The organism is Asticcacaulis sp. AC402 (assembly GCF_000495835.1).
Classification (GTDB): domain Bacteria; phylum Pseudomonadota; class Alphaproteobacteria; order Caulobacterales; family Caulobacteraceae; genus Asticcacaulis.
In genome coordinates this window covers 1-14855 of record NZ_AWGC01000017.1, presented here as the reverse complement: position 1 = coordinate 14855, position 14855 = coordinate 1, and the positions used below count along the sequence as shown (strand labels likewise).

The 14855-nt window shown below is 62.1% G+C and carries 16 protein-coding genes and 1 riboswitch; of the genes, 12 read left to right on the top strand and 4 right to left on the bottom strand.

All coding sequences use genetic code 11. The annotated features are described in order from the left end of the window. Nucleotides 1-122 precede the first annotated feature (122 nt). Nucleotides 123-1154, top strand: a complete 1032-nt coding sequence (locus tag ABAC402_RS30840; RefSeq protein WP_023449635.1) for a low specificity L-threonine aldolase — start codon at nucleotides 123-125, stop codon at nucleotides 1152-1154. 307 nt (nucleotides 1155-1461) lie between these two features. Here ABAC402_RS30840 and ABAC402_RS30835 read toward each other — a convergent pair whose 3' ends face one another. Continuing rightward, nucleotides 1462-2319 carry a 2-dehydropantoate 2-reductase gene (locus tag ABAC402_RS30835; protein WP_023449634.1) on the bottom strand — a complete coding sequence of 286 codons (858 nt, stop codon included), beginning with the start codon at nucleotides 2317-2319 and terminating at the stop codon, nucleotides 1462-1464. A gap of 48 nt (nucleotides 2320-2367) precedes the next feature. Here ABAC402_RS30835 and ybaK point away from each other — a divergent pair, with 48 nt between their 5' ends. The 7 genes from ybaK to ABAC402_RS30805 all read left to right on the top strand — a co-directional run bounded on the left by ybaK (nucleotide 2368) and on the right by ABAC402_RS30805 (nucleotide 7709). Further along, nucleotides 2368-2841, top strand: coding sequence for a Cys-tRNA(Pro) deacylase (gene ybaK / locus ABAC402_RS0120190; protein ID WP_031235602.1), 474 nt, complete (start codon nucleotides 2368-2370; stop codon nucleotides 2839-2841). Between the two features lie 97 nt (nucleotides 2842-2938). Continuing rightward, the gene (locus tag ABAC402_RS30830) at nucleotides 2939-3547 is read left to right on the top strand and encodes a YdeI family protein (RefSeq protein WP_031235601.1); all 609 of its coding nucleotides are present in this window, start codon (nucleotides 2939-2941) and stop codon (nucleotides 3545-3547) included. Continuing rightward, entirely contained in the window at nucleotides 3540-5084 is a 1545-nt protein-coding gene (locus ABAC402_RS30825; RefSeq protein ID WP_031235600.1) for a cryptochrome/photolyase family protein, read from the top strand. Before ABAC402_RS30830 ends, ABAC402_RS30825 begins: the two co-directional genes overlap by 8 nt. Before the next feature lie 72 nt (nucleotides 5085-5156). Continuing rightward, complete coding sequence (locus ABAC402_RS30820) at nucleotides 5157-5663, top strand: TspO/MBR family protein (RefSeq protein WP_023449630.1); 507 nt, start codon at nucleotides 5157-5159, stop codon at nucleotides 5661-5663. 4 nt (nucleotides 5664-5667) lie between these two features. Next, nucleotides 5668-6366: an SDR family NAD(P)-dependent oxidoreductase gene (locus tag ABAC402_RS30815; RefSeq protein WP_023449629.1), complete on the top strand. Its 699-nt coding sequence runs from the start codon at nucleotides 5668-5670 to the stop codon at nucleotides 6364-6366. A gap of 324 nt (nucleotides 6367-6690) precedes the next feature. Beyond that, nucleotides 6691-7353: a maleylacetoacetate isomerase gene (gene maiA, locus ABAC402_RS30810; protein ID WP_023449628.1), complete on the top strand. Its 663-nt coding sequence runs from the start codon at nucleotides 6691-6693 to the stop codon at nucleotides 7351-7353. After that, the gene (locus ABAC402_RS30805; protein WP_023449627.1) at nucleotides 7350-7709 is read left to right on the top strand and encodes a Rieske (2Fe-2S) protein; all 360 of its coding nucleotides are present in this window, start codon (nucleotides 7350-7352) and stop codon (nucleotides 7707-7709) included. The genes maiA and ABAC402_RS30805 overlap by 4 nt, the downstream gene beginning before the upstream one ends. Nucleotides 7710-7751: 42 nt before the next feature. Here the strand turns inward: ABAC402_RS30805 and ABAC402_RS30800 are convergent, their stop codons facing one another. Then, complete coding sequence (locus ABAC402_RS30800) at nucleotides 7752-8627, bottom strand: DMT family transporter (RefSeq protein WP_023449626.1); 876 nt, start codon at nucleotides 8625-8627, stop codon at nucleotides 7752-7754. A gap of 9 nt (nucleotides 8628-8636) precedes the next feature. Further along, a riboswitch (guanidine-III (ykkC-III) riboswitch) is annotated at nucleotides 8637-8706 on the bottom strand. 148 nt (nucleotides 8707-8854) lie between these two features. On the opposite strand from ABAC402_RS30800, the gene ABAC402_RS30795 reads away from it, so the two are divergent. Next, nucleotides 8855-9892 (top strand): glycosyl hydrolase family 18 protein, encoded by a 1038-nt coding sequence (locus ABAC402_RS30795; protein ID WP_052025311.1) that lies wholly within the window; start codon nucleotides 8855-8857, stop codon nucleotides 9890-9892. A gap of 65 nt (nucleotides 9893-9957) precedes the next feature. On the opposite strand, the gene ABAC402_RS40220 is transcribed toward ABAC402_RS30795, so the two are convergent. Further along, nucleotides 9958-10299 (bottom strand): hypothetical protein, encoded by a 342-nt coding sequence (locus ABAC402_RS40220; protein WP_155847378.1) that lies wholly within the window; start codon nucleotides 10297-10299, stop codon nucleotides 9958-9960. On the opposite strand from ABAC402_RS40220, the gene paaC reads away from it, so the two are divergent. The 3 genes from paaC (at nucleotide 10298) to tdh (ending at nucleotide 13401) form a co-directional block, all read left to right on the top strand. Further along, nucleotides 10298-11047 carry a 1,2-phenylacetyl-CoA epoxidase subunit PaaC gene (gene paaC / locus ABAC402_RS30790; RefSeq protein ID WP_023449624.1) on the top strand — a complete coding sequence of 250 codons (750 nt, stop codon included), beginning with the start codon at nucleotides 10298-10300 and terminating at the stop codon, nucleotides 11045-11047. The genes ABAC402_RS40220 and paaC overlap by 2 nt on opposite strands. Before the next feature lie 69 nt (nucleotides 11048-11116). Beyond that, nucleotides 11117-12313: a glycine C-acetyltransferase gene (locus ABAC402_RS30785; RefSeq protein WP_023449623.1), complete on the top strand. Its 1197-nt coding sequence runs from the start codon at nucleotides 11117-11119 to the stop codon at nucleotides 12311-12313. 59 nt (nucleotides 12314-12372) lie between these two features. After that, a complete protein-coding gene (gene tdh, locus ABAC402_RS30780; RefSeq protein WP_200862131.1) occupies nucleotides 12373-13401 on the top strand; it encodes an L-threonine 3-dehydrogenase in 1029 nt (342 codons plus the stop codon). 458 nt (nucleotides 13402-13859) lie between these two features. Here the strand turns inward: tdh and ABAC402_RS30775 are convergent, their stop codons facing one another. Continuing rightward, complete coding sequence (locus tag ABAC402_RS30775; protein WP_023449621.1) at nucleotides 13860-14780, bottom strand: ornithine cyclodeaminase family protein; 921 nt, start codon at nucleotides 14778-14780, stop codon at nucleotides 13860-13862. Nucleotides 14781-14855: the final 75 nt, after the last annotated feature.

The following is a 14855-nucleotide window of genomic DNA, read 5'->3' as shown; positions in this document are numbered from 1 at the left end:
CTGAAAACCCGGTTAATTGCCCCCCGGCGCGTGGTTTTTGTCTGAATGCCGAGATGTCCGCAAATTTCAGACTTGCCCTTTGCGCCCTGGCGCGAATAGGAAAGGCTTTTCGCGAGGACTTCATGGCCAGTTTCGCCAGCGACAACACCGCTCCGGTCCACCCTTTGGTCCTGGCTGCCCTGGCTGCTGTCAACCACGGCACGGCGCCGGCCTACGGTCATGATCCGGTCACGAAGAGGCTGCGCGAGACCATGGCTGAGGTCTTCAAAGCACCGGATGTCAGCGTCTTTCCGGTGTTTAACGGCTCGGCCTGCAACGGCCTGGCGCTGGCGCGCATGATCCGCCCCTATGAGTCGATCCTGTGCCACCGCCAGGCGCACATTAACAATGACGAGTGCGGCCTGCCGGAGTTTTTCACCGGCGGCAAGATCGTGGCCATCGACGGAATCGGTGCCAAGCTGACCGTGACGGCCCTTGGCGACACCGTCGAACGCGCCCTGCAGCACGCTCCGCACACCTCGCGGCCGCGCGCCATAAGCCTGACTCAGAGCACCGAGCTGGGCACGGTCTACAGTCTGGAGGAACTCGCGGCGCTGACCGCCTTTGCCCGCGCCCATCGCCTTTACGTCCATATGGACGGCGCGCGCATCGCCAATGCCGTGGCTTCCCTGGGGTGTGCACCGCACGAGGTGATGGCAGGCGTTGATATCCTGTCGTTCGGCGGTACCAAGAACGGTGCCATGCTGGCCGAGGCTGCGGTGATCTTCAACCCTGCCCTGGCCGAGGACTTCGCCTATGTCCACAAGCGCGGCGGCCAGCTCCCGTCCAAGGCGCGCTTCGTCTCGGCCCAACTCCAGGCCCTGGTCGAGGACGGGTTATGGCTGGAACTGGCCCGCCACGCCAATGCCATGGCAGCGCTTCTGGCTGACGGTTTGAAAGGGAATGACGGCGTGACTGTCCTCTATCCGGTTGAGGCCAATGAGCTGTTCGTCACCCTCTCCCGCCCGGTGGCCCAGACCTTGTTCGACCGCGGCCACCAGTTCTATCCGTGGCCGGCTGAAGGCCCCGACGCCTATCGCCTGGTGACCAGCTTCGCGACCACCGAGGCCGAGGTGAAGAACTTCCTGGCAGATATACAGGCAAGGCCATCGTAGAAGGCATGTAACGCCAGCGATGACGGGGACCTCGCATGGCTTGACAGCGCCGCGCAGCGGCTTTCGATAGCAAAGATGTTGAAACCGCGAATGAACGCGAATTGACGCGAATGAAGGAAGAATAGTGACAGCTTAATGTCATGTCCTGAACGCCGCTACCGTCTTATACCAAGCCTCATTCTTTGTGGGGCTTGGTATTCGCGTTTATTCGCGTTCATTCGCGGTTTCACCCCTCCCAGGGTAAACAGGGCCGCTTCGCGGTATAAGAACGATTCCGTGACCCCTGGAAAAAGCGATCGCCCCGTCCCTATAACCCTGCCAGCAGCGGCACCACAATCTCGCTGACGGGCGTTGCTATGCCGTGTTTGCGGCCCTTGCGGATCAGGACGCCATTGCGGGCATCCCATTCGCATTCGCGCCCGGCGCGGACGTCTTCCAGCATCGAATTGGTCTCGTCGGCCGGACAGGCCAGCCAGCTCGCCATCTGCTCTTCGAGAACCGAATCGGGCAAATCAGCGCCCTCGGCCCGGCCGACGGCGAGGGTTTCGGCCAGAATGGCGCGGGCCAGATCGGCAAGGCCCGGCTTGTGAAACACCCCCATCGGCTGACGTGTCAGGGCCAGGACTGCGCCCGATCCGGCATTGACGCACAGCTTGCGCCACATCCGTGTGGTCAGGTCGGAAACGGCGGCGGGCGTGGCGAAACTGCCGGCAAACAGGTCGCAGAACGCCTGACCGTCGCCATTGTCCTGAACCAGCATCCCCGCCCGGCCATGCCAGACGACATCCCCTGGTGCCCGGCGCACGGCCGGCACATCGACCACCACCGGCACCACGGGTGCGCCGCCGGAAAATGCCTCTACGCGCTCCCTGTGTTCGACGCCGTTCTGCAGTACGGCGATGCGGGTCCGCGGTCCGATAGCGGCGCGGATCGCTTCGCCCGCCGAAGCCGTCTGGTGCGCCTTGGTGCACAGCAGAACCCAGTCCGACGGCACTGCGGGACCAATATGGGCGGAATGACGACGAAAAGGGCCTTCGGCTGTGTCTACTGCCAGCTCGTCGAAAATCTGACGCGAGACCAAGGTGACGTCATGACCGGCGTCGATCAAAGCCGCGCCGACGGTCAGGCCGACAGCACCGGGACCGATCAGGGCAATCGAAGTCATGTTGGCTCCTTGTCAGACGCTAAACGCCGCCTTATCACACGTTCCACCATGTCCAAAACCACCCCTGCCACACTTTTCCTGACGAGGGCCGGTATCGCCTTCGACCTGCACCCGTACGACTACGACCCGGAGGCGCCGCGGGTCGGATTGCAAGCCGCCGAAGCCTTGGGCGTCGATCCCGACCAGACCTTCAAGACCCTGATGGCCGAGGCCGATGGCAAGCCGGTTTGCGTCGTCGTTCCGTCACCGCAGGAGGTCAGCATGAAGAAGCTGGCCGCCCATTTCGGCGCCAAGACGGCCCACATGATGAGGGTCCCCGACGCCGAACGGCTGACCGGCTTCAAGGTCGGCGGCATCTCGCCGTTCGGCCAGCGCAAACGGGTTGCGACAGCGATCGATGAGACGGCGCAGGTGTTCGACGTAGTCTATATCAATGCCGGCCAGCGCGGCCTGCTGCTCAGTTTGGCGCCCGATGACGCTGCGCGTGTGCTTGGGGCCGGGTTCGTCGACCTGATGGCGTGAATCTGATCCACAGGCGTCTTCATCGCGTACTCAGTCAACGGCAAAAACAGCAGATCAAAACCGCCGGACATCCGCCGGCCGACAGGAATCGTCCACCATGGTGAAACGTCCCGCAGAGACAGCGCCGCAGGTTGAGATGGGCTCCGCTGAAATGCTGCGCGCCTGGCTGGTGCAACATAACACCCAAACGACCGGTATCTGGCTGGTAAGCGCCCGGGCCCATGCAACGGGTTACATCGGTTACGACCGGATTGTCGAAGAATTGCTCTGCTTTGGCTGGATCGACAGCCTCCCGCGCAAGCTCGACGAGAACCGTACCATGCTCTACATCGCCCCGCGCAAACCCGGAAGCAACTGGTCTCGCCTGAACAAGGACCGCGTGGACAAGCTCATAGCGGCGGGGCGCATGACCGATGTCGGCCTGGCCTGCGTGAGCGCCGCGAAACTGGATGGAAGCTGGACGGCGCTTGACGATGTCGAGGCCGGCGTTATTCCTCCCGATTTGCAGGCTGCGCTGGAGCAGCATGGTGACGCACTCAGCCATTTTTCGGCGTTTCCGAAATCCGTCAAACGCGGCATCCTGGAATGGATACAAAATGCCCGCACACCGCAGACTCGTCTTCGACGCATAACCGAAACCGCAGAACAGGCGGCCGTCAACCGGCGCGCCAATCAATACCAACAACCGGCCGACCGGCATGTCTGAGCCTGTATTGCGGCTTGTCCTTGGTGACCAGTTGTCGACCCGCCTGGGGGTCATTGCAAAAGCCGACCGCGCACGAGATGTCATCCTGATGGCGGAGGTGATGCGCGAAGCCACCTATGTCCGTCACCACGTCAAAAAGATCGCCTTCCTGTTTTCGGCCATGCGCCATTTCGCCGAGGCCATGCGCGAAGCGGGCTTTCAGGTCCGCTATGTCCGCCTCGACGACGGCGAAAACTCCCAAAGCCTCGAAGGCGAAGTGTTGCGGGCCGTCGCGGAATTGGGCGTCCGTCGCGTCGTCGTCACAGAACCCGGGGAATGGCGCCTGCGCGAAAGCTTTGAGGCCTTGCGCCTGGCCCTGCCCGTCCCGCTCGATATCCTGCCCGACGATCGCTTTCTGTGCAGCCATGAGGCGTTCAATACCTGGGCGGAAGGCCGCACGACCCTCCGTCTGGAGCACTTTTACCGCGACATGCGGCGGCGGCACGGCCTGCTGGTGGAGCCCGACGGCAAGCCCTGCGGCGGTCAGTGGAATTTCGACAAGGACAACCGCAAAGTCGCCCCGGCTGATCTGAAGGCGCGACCAAGGATCAGTTTTCGCAAGGATGCCATCACCCGGGAGGTCCTGGACCTGGTCCGGACGCGTTTTCCCGATGGCTTCGGGCGACTTGAGCCCTTCCATTTCGCTGTCACCCGTCGCCAGGCCCTGCGCGAGCTGGACCATTTTATAGCGCATATTCTTTCGCACTTTGGCGATTACCAGGACGCCATGGTCAAGGGTGAGCCCTACCTCTACCATTCCCTCCTTTCGACCTATATCAATGCCGGCCTGCTGTATCCCCTCGAGGTCTGCCGCCGCGCCGAAGCCGCCTGGCGAGACGGCCTGGCGCCAATCAATGCCGTCGAAGGCTTCATCCGGCAGATCCTGGGTTGGCGCGAATACATCCGCGGTATCTACTGGCGCTTCATGCCGGATTACCTCGACCGCAATGCGCTGAACGCCAACCGTCCGCTGCCCGGGTTCTTCTGGGACGGCGAAACCCGCATGGCCTGTGTCGCCGAAGCTGTCCACCATACCATCGACCACGCCTATTCCCACCATATCCAGCGCCTCATGATCACCGGCAACTTTGCCCTGCTGGCGGGCCTCGATCCCATGGCCGTGCACGCATGGTATCTGGCCGTCTATGCCGACGCCTATGAGTGGGTCGAACTGCCCAACACCCTGGGCATGGCCCTGCACGCCGACGGCGGCCTTCTCGCCTCCAAGCCCTACGCCGCCAGCGGAAACTATATCCATCGTATGAGCAATTATTGCTCCGGCTGCGCCTACGATCCGAAGGTTGTGACCGGCGACAGGGCCTGTCCCTTTAATGCGCTCTACTGGGACTTTATTGACCGGCATCGCGACCGGTTCGCCGGCAATGCCCGCATGCCCTTTGTCTACAGCACCTGGGACAAGATGGGGCCAGAGCGCCAGAGCGCGGTACGCGCCCAGGCGGCTCTGCATTTCGATGCCATGACACGTGGACACTTGTGAACCAAGTCATGACTGAATACGTAGACCCCAGAGCTATTCGAAAGATCGCCCAAAGCTATCCGAAAGATCGCAATGTCCCCCACCGAACCCGCCAAACCAGCCCACATGAATCCATTCTTCGCTGCAATCCTGGCTGCGTTCGTCGTCCTGTCGGCGGCTGCGGTGGGCAATGTGGCGACCTTCGCGGGTTTGCAGCCTTGGTATGGTAGTCTGAGCAAGCCCTTCTTCACGCCGCCCAACTGGGTCTTCGGCCCGGCCTGGTCCGTTCTGTACCTGCTGATGACAATAGCTTTCTGGCGCGTACTGACGCGACCGCGCGGGTTTTCGGGCCGGGGCGTTGCCATCATGTGGTTCGTTGTGCAGATGGTCCTCAATGGCGCGTGGTCGGTAGCCTTTTTTGGACTGCAGTCACCCTTGCTGGGGCTGTTCACAATCGGGGCGCTCATCCTGGCGCTTGTCGCGACCATCTTCACATTCTTGAAAGTCGACCGGCCTGCGGGCCTCATCCTTGTCCCCTACCTGGCCTGGGTGGCCTTCGCGACCGCCCTCAACGCCGGCGTCTGGTGGCTGAACAGGTAATATCATGGCACATTTTCTTATCCTCGCCGCCGCCAGCGCCATAGGCCAGGCGACGGCCAGCCAACTCCGCGCCGCCGGCCACACAGTGGTCACGACGGCGCGCGACCGATCGCGGATCGACGCTGATCTATTGCTCGACGCACGCGACTTCGATGCGGTCGACCGGGTCGTGCGCGACGCCGGTCAACTCGATGGTATCGTGAACTGCGCCGGCTCCCTGATGCTGCGCGCGGCGCACCTGACGACCCGCGCCCAATACGATGAAACCATCGCAGCTTCGCTCACAACCGCCTTCGCGACCGTTCGCGCGGCCGGGCGCCATATGACCCAGGGTGGCTCGGTTGTGCTTATCTCGTCGGCGGCGGCACGAACGGGGCTGGCCAATCACGAAGCCATCGCCGCTGCCAAGGCCGGAATTATAGGGCTCACCCTGTCCGCAGCGGCGACCTATGCGGGCTCCGGCCTCCGGGTCAACGCCATAGCGCCGGGACTGATTGCGTCACCTTTGACCGCGGCTCTGACAGGGTCAGAGACGTCCTTGCGGGTGTCCGAAGCCATGCATGCCCTGGGCCGGATCGGGCAGCCGCAGGACGCCGCACGCGCCATCGTCTTCCTGCTCGATCCGGCCAATGACTGGATCACCGGTCAGGTTCTGGGGGTCGACGGCGGCCTGGGCAGCGTACGGCCAAAGATGAAGATGTAATACCAATCCTCGATGACATTGACTCATCGCGGGTTGGCAAGCGCGCCAGTTTACGTTTCTGGGGCGCCCGAGCTTTTGCGAGGAGCCATGCGGCGTTTGAGCTGAAGAAAATGCGAATACCAAGCGTCAATCTATATGAGGCTTGGTATAAGGTCACACCCTTGTGAGCGGTTTGCGCCTTCTCCCTGCCTCCTGGCTTCGCTATCTTTAGGGTATCCGGATTGCATTCGTCGCAACCCGGCAAGGGCGACTGCCCGTCGCCGCCAATGCGGCGAGCCATGCGGCGTTTGAGCTCCTCTAAAGAGCGCCGACAGGAGACCTGAGATGTTGAAACTGCACGGCTACTGGCGCTCCAGCGCCGCCTATCGCGTCCGCATCGCGCTGAATCTCAAAAGCCTGCCCTATGAGCAGGTGGCACACGACCTGCGCAGCGGTGAGCACTACTCGCCGGCGTACAGGGCGCTGAACCCGCAGGGCCTGATTCCGGCCCTGGAACATGACGGGGAGGTCATCACCCAGAGCGTCGCCATTCTCGAATGGCTGGACGAGCGTTTCCCCGAGCCGTCGCTGATGCCGGCAACGCCGCAAGCCCGGGCGATGGTGCGCGCCATGTGCGGACTGATCGCCTGCGACATCCATCCGCTCAACAATCTGCGCGTGCTCAAGGCGTTGAAAACCGACCTGATGGCGGATGAGAACGCCATCAAGCGCTGGACCAAGGGCTGGATCGGCGAGGGCTTTGCCGCCCTCGACCAACTCATCTCGCACCACGGCACCGGCTATTGCTTCGGCGCCACGCCCAGCCTGGCCGACTGCTTGCTGATCCCGCAGATGTTCTCGGCTCAGCGCTTCGACGTCGACCTCAAGCCCTACCCCAATATCCGCGCGGTCGGTGAACACTGCGCCGACCATCCGGCCTTCAACCGCGCCCACCCGCGCCACCAGCCCGACGCCGATACGGTCGACGCCAATACGGTCAAAGCTTGATTAACCCGCGCGTCTTTTCCTGCCCGGCAGGGGTCAATCTGGGCCCGCTCGATCAGATCGCACCGGGACGTGCGCGCAACTTCGTGCTCGAAATCGGCGAGGCCCATTTTCACGGCTTCGTTGTCCGCCAGGACGACCGAGTCTATGGCTATGTCGACCGCTGTCCCCATGCCGGCATGCCGTTGGCGCAGGAACTGGATGACTACCTGACGCCCCAGGGCGACCTGATCGTCTGTTCCTGGCACGGCGCCCTGTTTCGTATTTCCAGCGGCCTGTGTATCGGCGGGCCGTGCGGCGGTCAGTCGCTCACCGCCTGGCCGGTGAAGGTTCAGGACGGCCATATAGTCACGGCATAGAGCGCAATCCGATAAAGTGCGTCGCACTTTTTGGGATGCGCTCTAATTCGGCGTCTCGGTCATGGAGACCCGTTTCGACGTCAGGCTGCTGCCGGCCGAGGCGACAATCACCAGGCCGATGGCCAGCCATTGCGGACCAGTCAGCCATTCCGACAGCAGCACCAGGGCCGCCAAAGCGGCGGCGGCTGGCTCCAGGCTCATCATCAGGCCGAAGGTCTTGGCCGGAATATGCTTCAGCGCCAGCATCTCAAGCGTGTAGGGAATGGCGCCAGACAGAATAGCGACGCCCAAGCCCCACAAGAGTATCTGCGGATCAAATAACTGGATACCGGCATGCGCAAAACCGATGGGCACGGTAAACAGCATCGAAAACGCCATGCCGATCGCCACGGCCTTGCCGGCATGGACCCTGTCGCTGACCTTTTGCCCCACGATTATGTAAAGCCCCCAGCACACCCCGGCGATTGAGGCATAAAGTACGCCCAGAGGATCCAGCGCTCCGGCCCCGCCATGAAACGGCAACAGAATCGCCAGACCGGCAATGGCAAACGCAACCCACACCGTATCCAACCACCTTCGCGAGCCCAGGATGGCCACGGTCAAAGGCCCGGCAAATTCGATAGCAACGGCGATACCCAGCGGCAGACGTTGAACCGACATGTAGAAGACCAGGTTCATAGTTCCAAGGAGCCCGCCATAGAGCGCGACCAGCCCCCAGTCTGCGCGGGTTTTGGGTCCACCCCTCCACGGCTGGAACAGGGCCACCAGGATGATGGCTGAGAAGGCCTGACGCAGGGCGGTCGTGCCTTCGGCGCCGATCATGGGGAACAGGTGTTTGGCCAGGGACGCCCCGATCTGCACCGAAACGATGGCGATCAGAACGGCCGGTATCGGCCAGGTTTTGGCATTTACGGACATGACAGGTCTCCGGCGTCGTCTTGTCTTGACCGGGTACGACGCCCCTCGTCCGGATTTGCCCGATCCATAGCCAAACCCCGTCAGCATCTCAAGGATCAGGAAAATAAAATTGGTCTTGTTGATTATGACCAAAGGCGGTGACACTCTGCGACAAAACACCAGCCTCATTCCCAAAAGTGGTTGCCACTTTTGGGATAAATATGAGGCGTCAAATCAAGGGAAACGTCATGTTCAGAACCATCGTCGCCGCCGTATTGGCGCTGACCGTCACCGCCATTCCCGTCGCCGCCAAACCGGTTAAGCCCGTGGTGATCGGCTATATCCCGACCTTCAAGGACTATCGCCCGACGCTGGACGTCATCGACATGTCCAAGCTGACCCACATCAATATTTCCTTCGTCAATCCGGATGCCCAGGGCCGGTTCGTCAATGGCGACCTGCTGGCCTGTTCCGACGGCTATGCACCCGACGGCGGCATGACGCCGGCGGCGGATATCCGCAACATCGTCGCCAAGGCGCACAAGCACGGCGTCAAGGTGCTGGTGTCCCTGGGTGGCGGGACACTGCCGAAATGCACAGGCGATTGGCTGGACCTGTTGTCGGACGAGAAGCGCGCCACCACCGTCGCCAGCCTGGTCAAGTTCGCCGAAGACTTCGACCTGGACGGCATAGATGTCGACCTCGAATGGGAGACCCTGACGGCCATCGACAAGGCCGGGCGCTATGTCCCGTTCACCGAGGAACTGAACAAGGCGCTGGATAAGCGCGGGCTGCTGCTGACCTGCGCCACCGCCTCGAATCCGGGCGGCATGATCCCGATCGGCTCGATCCCGCATTTCGACTACATCAACATCATGTCCTATGACGGCGTCGGCGCGACCTGGGGACCGCCGGGCGGTGAGAACGCGTCAATGGACATGGCGCGCAAGGACATTGCGACCTGGCTGGCCCGCGGTGCGCCGAAGGAGAAGATCGTCCTGGGCGTGCCCTTTTACGGCCGCGGCTTTGGCACCTATGCCGGGCAGTATACCGACTACCGCAGCATCCTGGAGCGTCATGGCGAAAAGGCGGCCTATAGTGACGTCATTGGCGAGCGCTGCGGTGGCTGTTCCTACATAACCTACAGCGGCCGCCCGACGACGCGGGCGAAGGCACGCCTGGCGGCGGAACAAACTGCCGGCGTGATGATCTGGGAACTGACCGAAGACGTCCAGGGCCCCTACAGCCTGCTCGATGCGCTGCATGACTCGCTGCATAATGAGTAGGTAGTTATACCAATCCACGATGAGTCAAGGTCATCGTGGATGGGTATAAGATGCGCGGGGAGGTATCAGACGGGGGCGATCCGTAACCTTAACCCGCACAATAGCCGCAGCAAAATATACGATTTATAAGCCGACTCATTCGGAAATTTTTGCAAATTTGCACGCCCCTCGCAACAATTGACATAAATGTCAATTTCCGGTTTGACCGCTGGAGCGTTTTTTTGTATCAATAAAATCAATAACAAGAGAAACGCCAGTATGCCCGCCCCCCCTAACCTGACTGCCGACAGGGCAAAAATGCTGCACCCATTACCTGCAGCAAAAATGGTTAAGGTCCGAGCCGGCGTTTCGGAAAACCACGCCCATAATCGACAAAAATAAAAAAGTTCCAGGAAGGCCACAGCCATGCGCGATCCCCTATTCGACTACACGCTTCGTCTCGGTGACGATGCGCTTATTCTGGGCCAAAAGCTCAGCACCTGGTGCGGTCATGCCCCGTGCCTGGAGGTAGATCTCGGTCTGTCCAGCCTGGCTCTGGACCTGGTCGGTCAGGGCACCGACTGGCTGGAGCTGGCGGGTCGCGTCGAGGGCGCCGGTCGCGATGCCGATGCGCTGGCGTTCAAGCGCACGGCCGATCAGTTTCAGAACTGCCTGCTCGTCGAACAGGCCAATGGAGATTTCGCCCAGACCCTGGCGCGGCAATTCCTGTTCTCCAACTGGCAATATCTGATGCTCGAGGCCTTGAGCGCTGCGGCCGACAAGCAGATCGCCGGGATTGCCGGCCGCAGCGTCCGCGATGTCGCCTATCATGTCGATTTCAGCCGCGACTGGATGATCCGGCTGGGCGACGGGGCGTGTCTCAGCCACCAGCGGCTGGTCAAGAGCCTGGAGATGATGTCGCGCTATGTCGACGAACTGTTCTTTATGGACGAAGTCGACGAAGCGATGCAGAGCCGCGGTGTCGGGGTCGACAAGGCGACCTTGCGTCCGGACTATGACGCCCGGATTGCCGCCGTTTTAGACGAAGCCGGCCTGACCGTCCCGCAGCCGCAGACGCCGCTGATCGGCAAGCGCCGCGTCCACGGTGACGATGTACGGCAACTCGAAGAAATGCAGTTCAATACCCGCAACGGCGATGTTCGCTGGGGCTTCTAAGGGTAATTTCAATTGAAACTAAAAGCGTAAACGTGTAGTGGCGGGGGTCTGTTCTGACAGGAATACCCCATGCGCACCGCCTTTTACGACCGGGTCGACACTACGCTGGCGGATATCGCCAATCTCGGCCTGACCAAGCCTGAACACGTCATCGCCTCAAAGCAACGCCCGGCCCTGACTCTGGCGGACGGCCGCCAGGTTATCAACTTCTGCGCCAACAACTATCTCGGCCTGGCCGACCACCCGGACATCATCGAGGCCGGCCGCCAAGCCCTCCTCACCCATGGCGCCGGTATGGCCAGCGTCCGCTTTATCTGCGGCACCCAGGACCTGCACAAGCAACTGGAATCGCGCATTGCGGCCTATCTCGGCAAGGATGACGCCCTCCTCTATGCCGCCTGTTTTGACGCCAATGGCGGTGTCTTCGAACCCTTGTTGGGCGATGAAGACGCCATTGTCTCGGACTCGCTCAACCACGCCTCAATTATCGACGGCGTTCGATTGACCAAGGCCAAGAAGTACCGCTTCAAAAACGCCGACCTGAACGACCTGGAAGACCAGCTCAAGGCCGCCCGCGCCGCCGCCGCCCGCACGGTGCTGATCGCCACCGATGGCGTCTTTTCCATGGACGGCTATTTCGCGCCGCTGGACGGTATTGCCGAACTGGCTGACCGCTATGACGCCCTGATCATGGTTGACGATTGCCACGCCACCGGCTTTGTCGGCCCCAAGGGTGCGGGCACGCCCCACCGCCTTAACGTCACCGACCGGGTCGATATCCTGACCGGCACCTTCGGCAAGGCGCTCGGCGGCGCCATGGGCGGCTATGTCGCCGCGAAAAAGTCCGTCATCGACCTGCTGCGGCAAAGGTCGCGGCCCTACCTGTTTTCCAATGCCCTGGCCCCCGCCGTCACCGCCGCCTCGCTCAAGGCCATAGACCTGGCCGAGGCCGGCGACGATCTGCGCGACCGCCTCACTGCCAATGCCCAGCGTTTCCGCACAGGTCTCAGCGAGGCCGGCTTCAAGCTGCTGCCGGGTTCACACCCGATTATCCCGGTCATGCTGGGCGACGCCAAGCTGGCGCAGAGCATGGCGGCCAGACTGCTCGACCACGGCGTCTATGTTATCGGCTTCTCCTATCCGGTCGTGCCCGACGGCCAGGCGCGCATCCGCACCCAGATGTCCGCCGCCCACAGCTTCGACCAGATTGATGGCGCCATCGCCGCCTTCACCCGGGTCGGCCAGGAACTGGGAGTCGTCCAATGAGCGACGATCCCAAACCCCTGACAAGCCCCCGCATCCATCCGACAACGATGCCAGAAACAATGAACGCGCTAAGCAAGCTGAAGCCCGAGCCCGGCCTGTGGCAGACGACCGTGCCTGTACCCGCTTGCAACCCCGATGAGGTGCTGATCCATATCACGCACACTGCCATCTGCGGCACCGACATCCACATCTATAACTGGGACGACTGGGCCGCGAAGACCATCCCTGTCCCCATGGTCACCGGCCACGAATTCGCCGGTGAGATCGTCGAGATCGGCGCCCGCGTCACGCGCAACCTGCACCTCGGCCAGCGCGTCTCGGGCGAGGGCCACGTCATCAGCCTGGACAGCGAAGCCGCCCGCATGGGCCGTTTCCACCTCGACCCCGACACGCAAGGCATCGGCGTAAACCGGCCCGGCGCCTTTGCGCAATACCTCGCCCTGCCCGCCTTCAACGTCGTGCCCCTGCCCGAACGCGTGCCTAACGAAGTCGGCGCCCTGCTCGACCCTTTCGGCAACGCCATCCACACCCTGCAACAGACCGATGTCGTGGGCGCCAATGTGCTGGTCACCGGTGCCGGACCGATCGGCATCATGGCCGCAGCGGCGGCGAAATTCGTCGGCGCCCGCAGCGTCACCATCACCGACATCAATCCTTACCGCCTTGACCTGGCCGGACGGATGGCCGATGTCCGCACGGTCGATGTCTCAAAGGAAGACCTGCACGATGTCCGTCGGGAACTGAACATCGCCAACGGCTACGATGTGGCGCTGGAAATGTCAGGCGCCAGGCCGGCCATCCCGCAGGCTTTGGAGCATCTGCGCATGGGTGGGGCTTTGACCCTGCTGGGCATCCCGTCGGGCGAGGCGACAGTGAACTGGTCCGACGTCATCATGAAGGCGATCACCATTCGCGGGGTCTATGGCCGAGAGATGTTCGAGACCTGGCGCAAGATGCTGGGCCTGATCGAGGCCGGCTTCCCGATCGAGCGGATCATCACCCACCGGCTTCCGGCATCGGATTTCCAGGCGGGCTTCGATGCCATGCGCTCAGGCCAGTCCGGCAAGGTCGTCCTGGCGTGGGATTAAGGTTTGGGGCCGTCTTGCATTCGCCGCGTATCGGTCCTTAAAAGTAAGTGGGTCCACAGATTTCACAGATTAAGAGGGAATTCTTTCGAGCGTGACCGGTGCCCCGGAGCCATTCACCTTAATCCCTCTACGAAAAGATTGATACATCGACAGTAGGTAGACCCCTCCGCCTCGACGCGCTTCGCCCTTTGGGCTCGCTTGCTCGGCACCTCCCCATTTGAAATGGGGAGGAGAAGAAACTATTGAACATATTTTTTTCTCCTCCCCATCCCTTCGATGGGGAGGTGGCGAGCAAGCGGAGATCGAAGATCGTAGCGCTGCCTGCCGGCGAGGCTCGAGACGGAGGGGGCCCCTTGCGGAAAGAATGTCAAAGTCAAAGTGGGTTGGTATAATTTGTGGACCACTTAACGTAAACTGCCGCTTCGCCGCGATATCAGAACGCGCCGCGACCAAGGGGCCTATCTTAGCGCTATCGCCGCCGCTGCAAGATCCTGGGAGGCCTCGCCAACGCTCTTGAACAGGGTTACCACGTCTTCACGCCCGTCGACCTGAGCGTGACGGCACAGGTCCGGTAAGGTGCCGCGGATATCCTCGTACCGTATAATTCCATGCGACAAAGGGCCGGCCAGGTCGCCGGCCTCGCTCAGCGCCGCATGACTGTCGACCCAGATGCTGGCTCGCGCCATGGCGGCATCGTTGGCCTCGCGCATGTCGTGGGTGTAGCCGCCGATCAGCGCCACATGTTGCCCCGGCGCCAGCCATTCGCCCTTGACCAGAGGCGTGTGGCTCAGGGTGGCGCACGCGACGATATCGGCACGCTGGACGGCATAGCCCAGGTCCTCGGTCGCCGTCGCGGCAAAGCCGTGGTCACGCAACCGGTGGGCCAGTTTTTCGGCATTGGCGTGAGTCGGGCTATAGACCTCGACCGTACGGATATCGCGGATGGCCCGATAGGCAAACGCAAGCTCACCGGCGATCCGCCCGGATCCGATCAGCAGCAGCCGATGGGCATGGCTCAAGGCCAGCCGGTCGGCGGCAATGGCGGCGACAGCGGCCGTGCGACGGGCGGTCAGTTCGCCACCATCCAGCAGGGCGCGGTGTTCGCCGGTGACGGCATCGAACAAAAGGTAGCTGGCGGTGACGGCGGGCAGGCTGCGTTGGGCGTTGCCGGGGGTGACATTGACAATCTTGACCCCGCCGAAACCCTCGGTCCAGGCCGGCATCATCAGCAGAGTAGCATCGGGTTCGCCAGCCTGGTGGACGGTATGAACATGGCGCTGGGGGCTGTCAGTTTTGCGCAGCAAAAGCGCGGGTAGGTCGCGCACCAGGATATCGTAGGGCAGGCGTTCGATCAGGTCACGGGCGCTGAGGATCTGCATGGTGTGGCTCCCTTTTTGCGCAGTGTTAGACCTGGTCCCGGAACAGCGCAAGCCACCTTTCTTATACCTCCCCGC

What these genes read in the sequence shown, in the direction of transcription:
- ABAC402_RS30840 (WP_023449635.1), top strand. Translation starts at nt 123, where the DNA reads ATGGCCAGTTTCGCCAGCGACAACACCGCTCCGGTCCACCCTTTGGTC.
- ABAC402_RS30835 (WP_023449634.1), bottom strand. Translation starts at nt 2,319, where the DNA reads ATGACTTCGATTGCCCTGATCGGTCCCGGTGCTGTCGGCCTGACCGTC.
- ybaK (WP_031235602.1), top strand. Translation starts at nt 2,368, where the DNA reads ATGTCCAAAACCACCCCTGCCACACTTTTCCTGACGAGGGCCGGTATC.
- ABAC402_RS30830 (WP_031235601.1), top strand. Translation starts at nt 2,939, where the DNA reads ATGGTGAAACGTCCCGCAGAGACAGCGCCGCAGGTTGAGATGGGCTCC.
- ABAC402_RS30825 (WP_031235600.1), top strand. Translation starts at nt 3,540, where the DNA reads ATGTCTGAGCCTGTATTGCGGCTTGTCCTTGGTGACCAGTTGTCGACC.
- ABAC402_RS30820 (WP_023449630.1), top strand. Translation starts at nt 5,157, where the DNA reads ATGTCCCCCACCGAACCCGCCAAACCAGCCCACATGAATCCATTCTTC.
- ABAC402_RS30815 (WP_023449629.1), top strand. Translation starts at nt 5,668, where the DNA reads ATGGCACATTTTCTTATCCTCGCCGCCGCCAGCGCCATAGGCCAGGCG.
- maiA (WP_023449628.1), top strand. Translation starts at nt 6,691, where the DNA reads ATGTTGAAACTGCACGGCTACTGGCGCTCCAGCGCCGCCTATCGCGTC.
- ABAC402_RS30800 (WP_023449626.1), bottom strand. Translation starts at nt 8,627, where the DNA reads ATGTCCGTAAATGCCAAAACCTGGCCGATACCGGCCGTTCTGATCGCC.
- ABAC402_RS30795 (WP_052025311.1), top strand. Translation starts at nt 8,855, where the DNA reads ATGTTCAGAACCATCGTCGCCGCCGTATTGGCGCTGACCGTCACCGCC.
- paaC (WP_023449624.1), top strand. Translation starts at nt 10,298, where the DNA reads ATGCGCGATCCCCTATTCGACTACACGCTTCGTCTCGGTGACGATGCG.
- ABAC402_RS40220 (WP_155847378.1), bottom strand. Translation starts at nt 10,299, where the DNA reads ATGGCTGTGGCCTTCCTGGAACTTTTTTATTTTTGTCGATTATGGGCG.
- ABAC402_RS30785 (WP_023449623.1), top strand. Translation starts at nt 11,117, where the DNA reads ATGCGCACCGCCTTTTACGACCGGGTCGACACTACGCTGGCGGATATC.
- tdh (WP_200862131.1), top strand. Translation starts at nt 12,373, where the DNA reads ATGAACGCGCTAAGCAAGCTGAAGCCCGAGCCCGGCCTGTGGCAGACG.
- ABAC402_RS30775 (WP_023449621.1), bottom strand. Translation starts at nt 14,780, where the DNA reads ATGCAGATCCTCAGCGCCCGTGACCTGATCGAACGCCTGCCCTACGAT.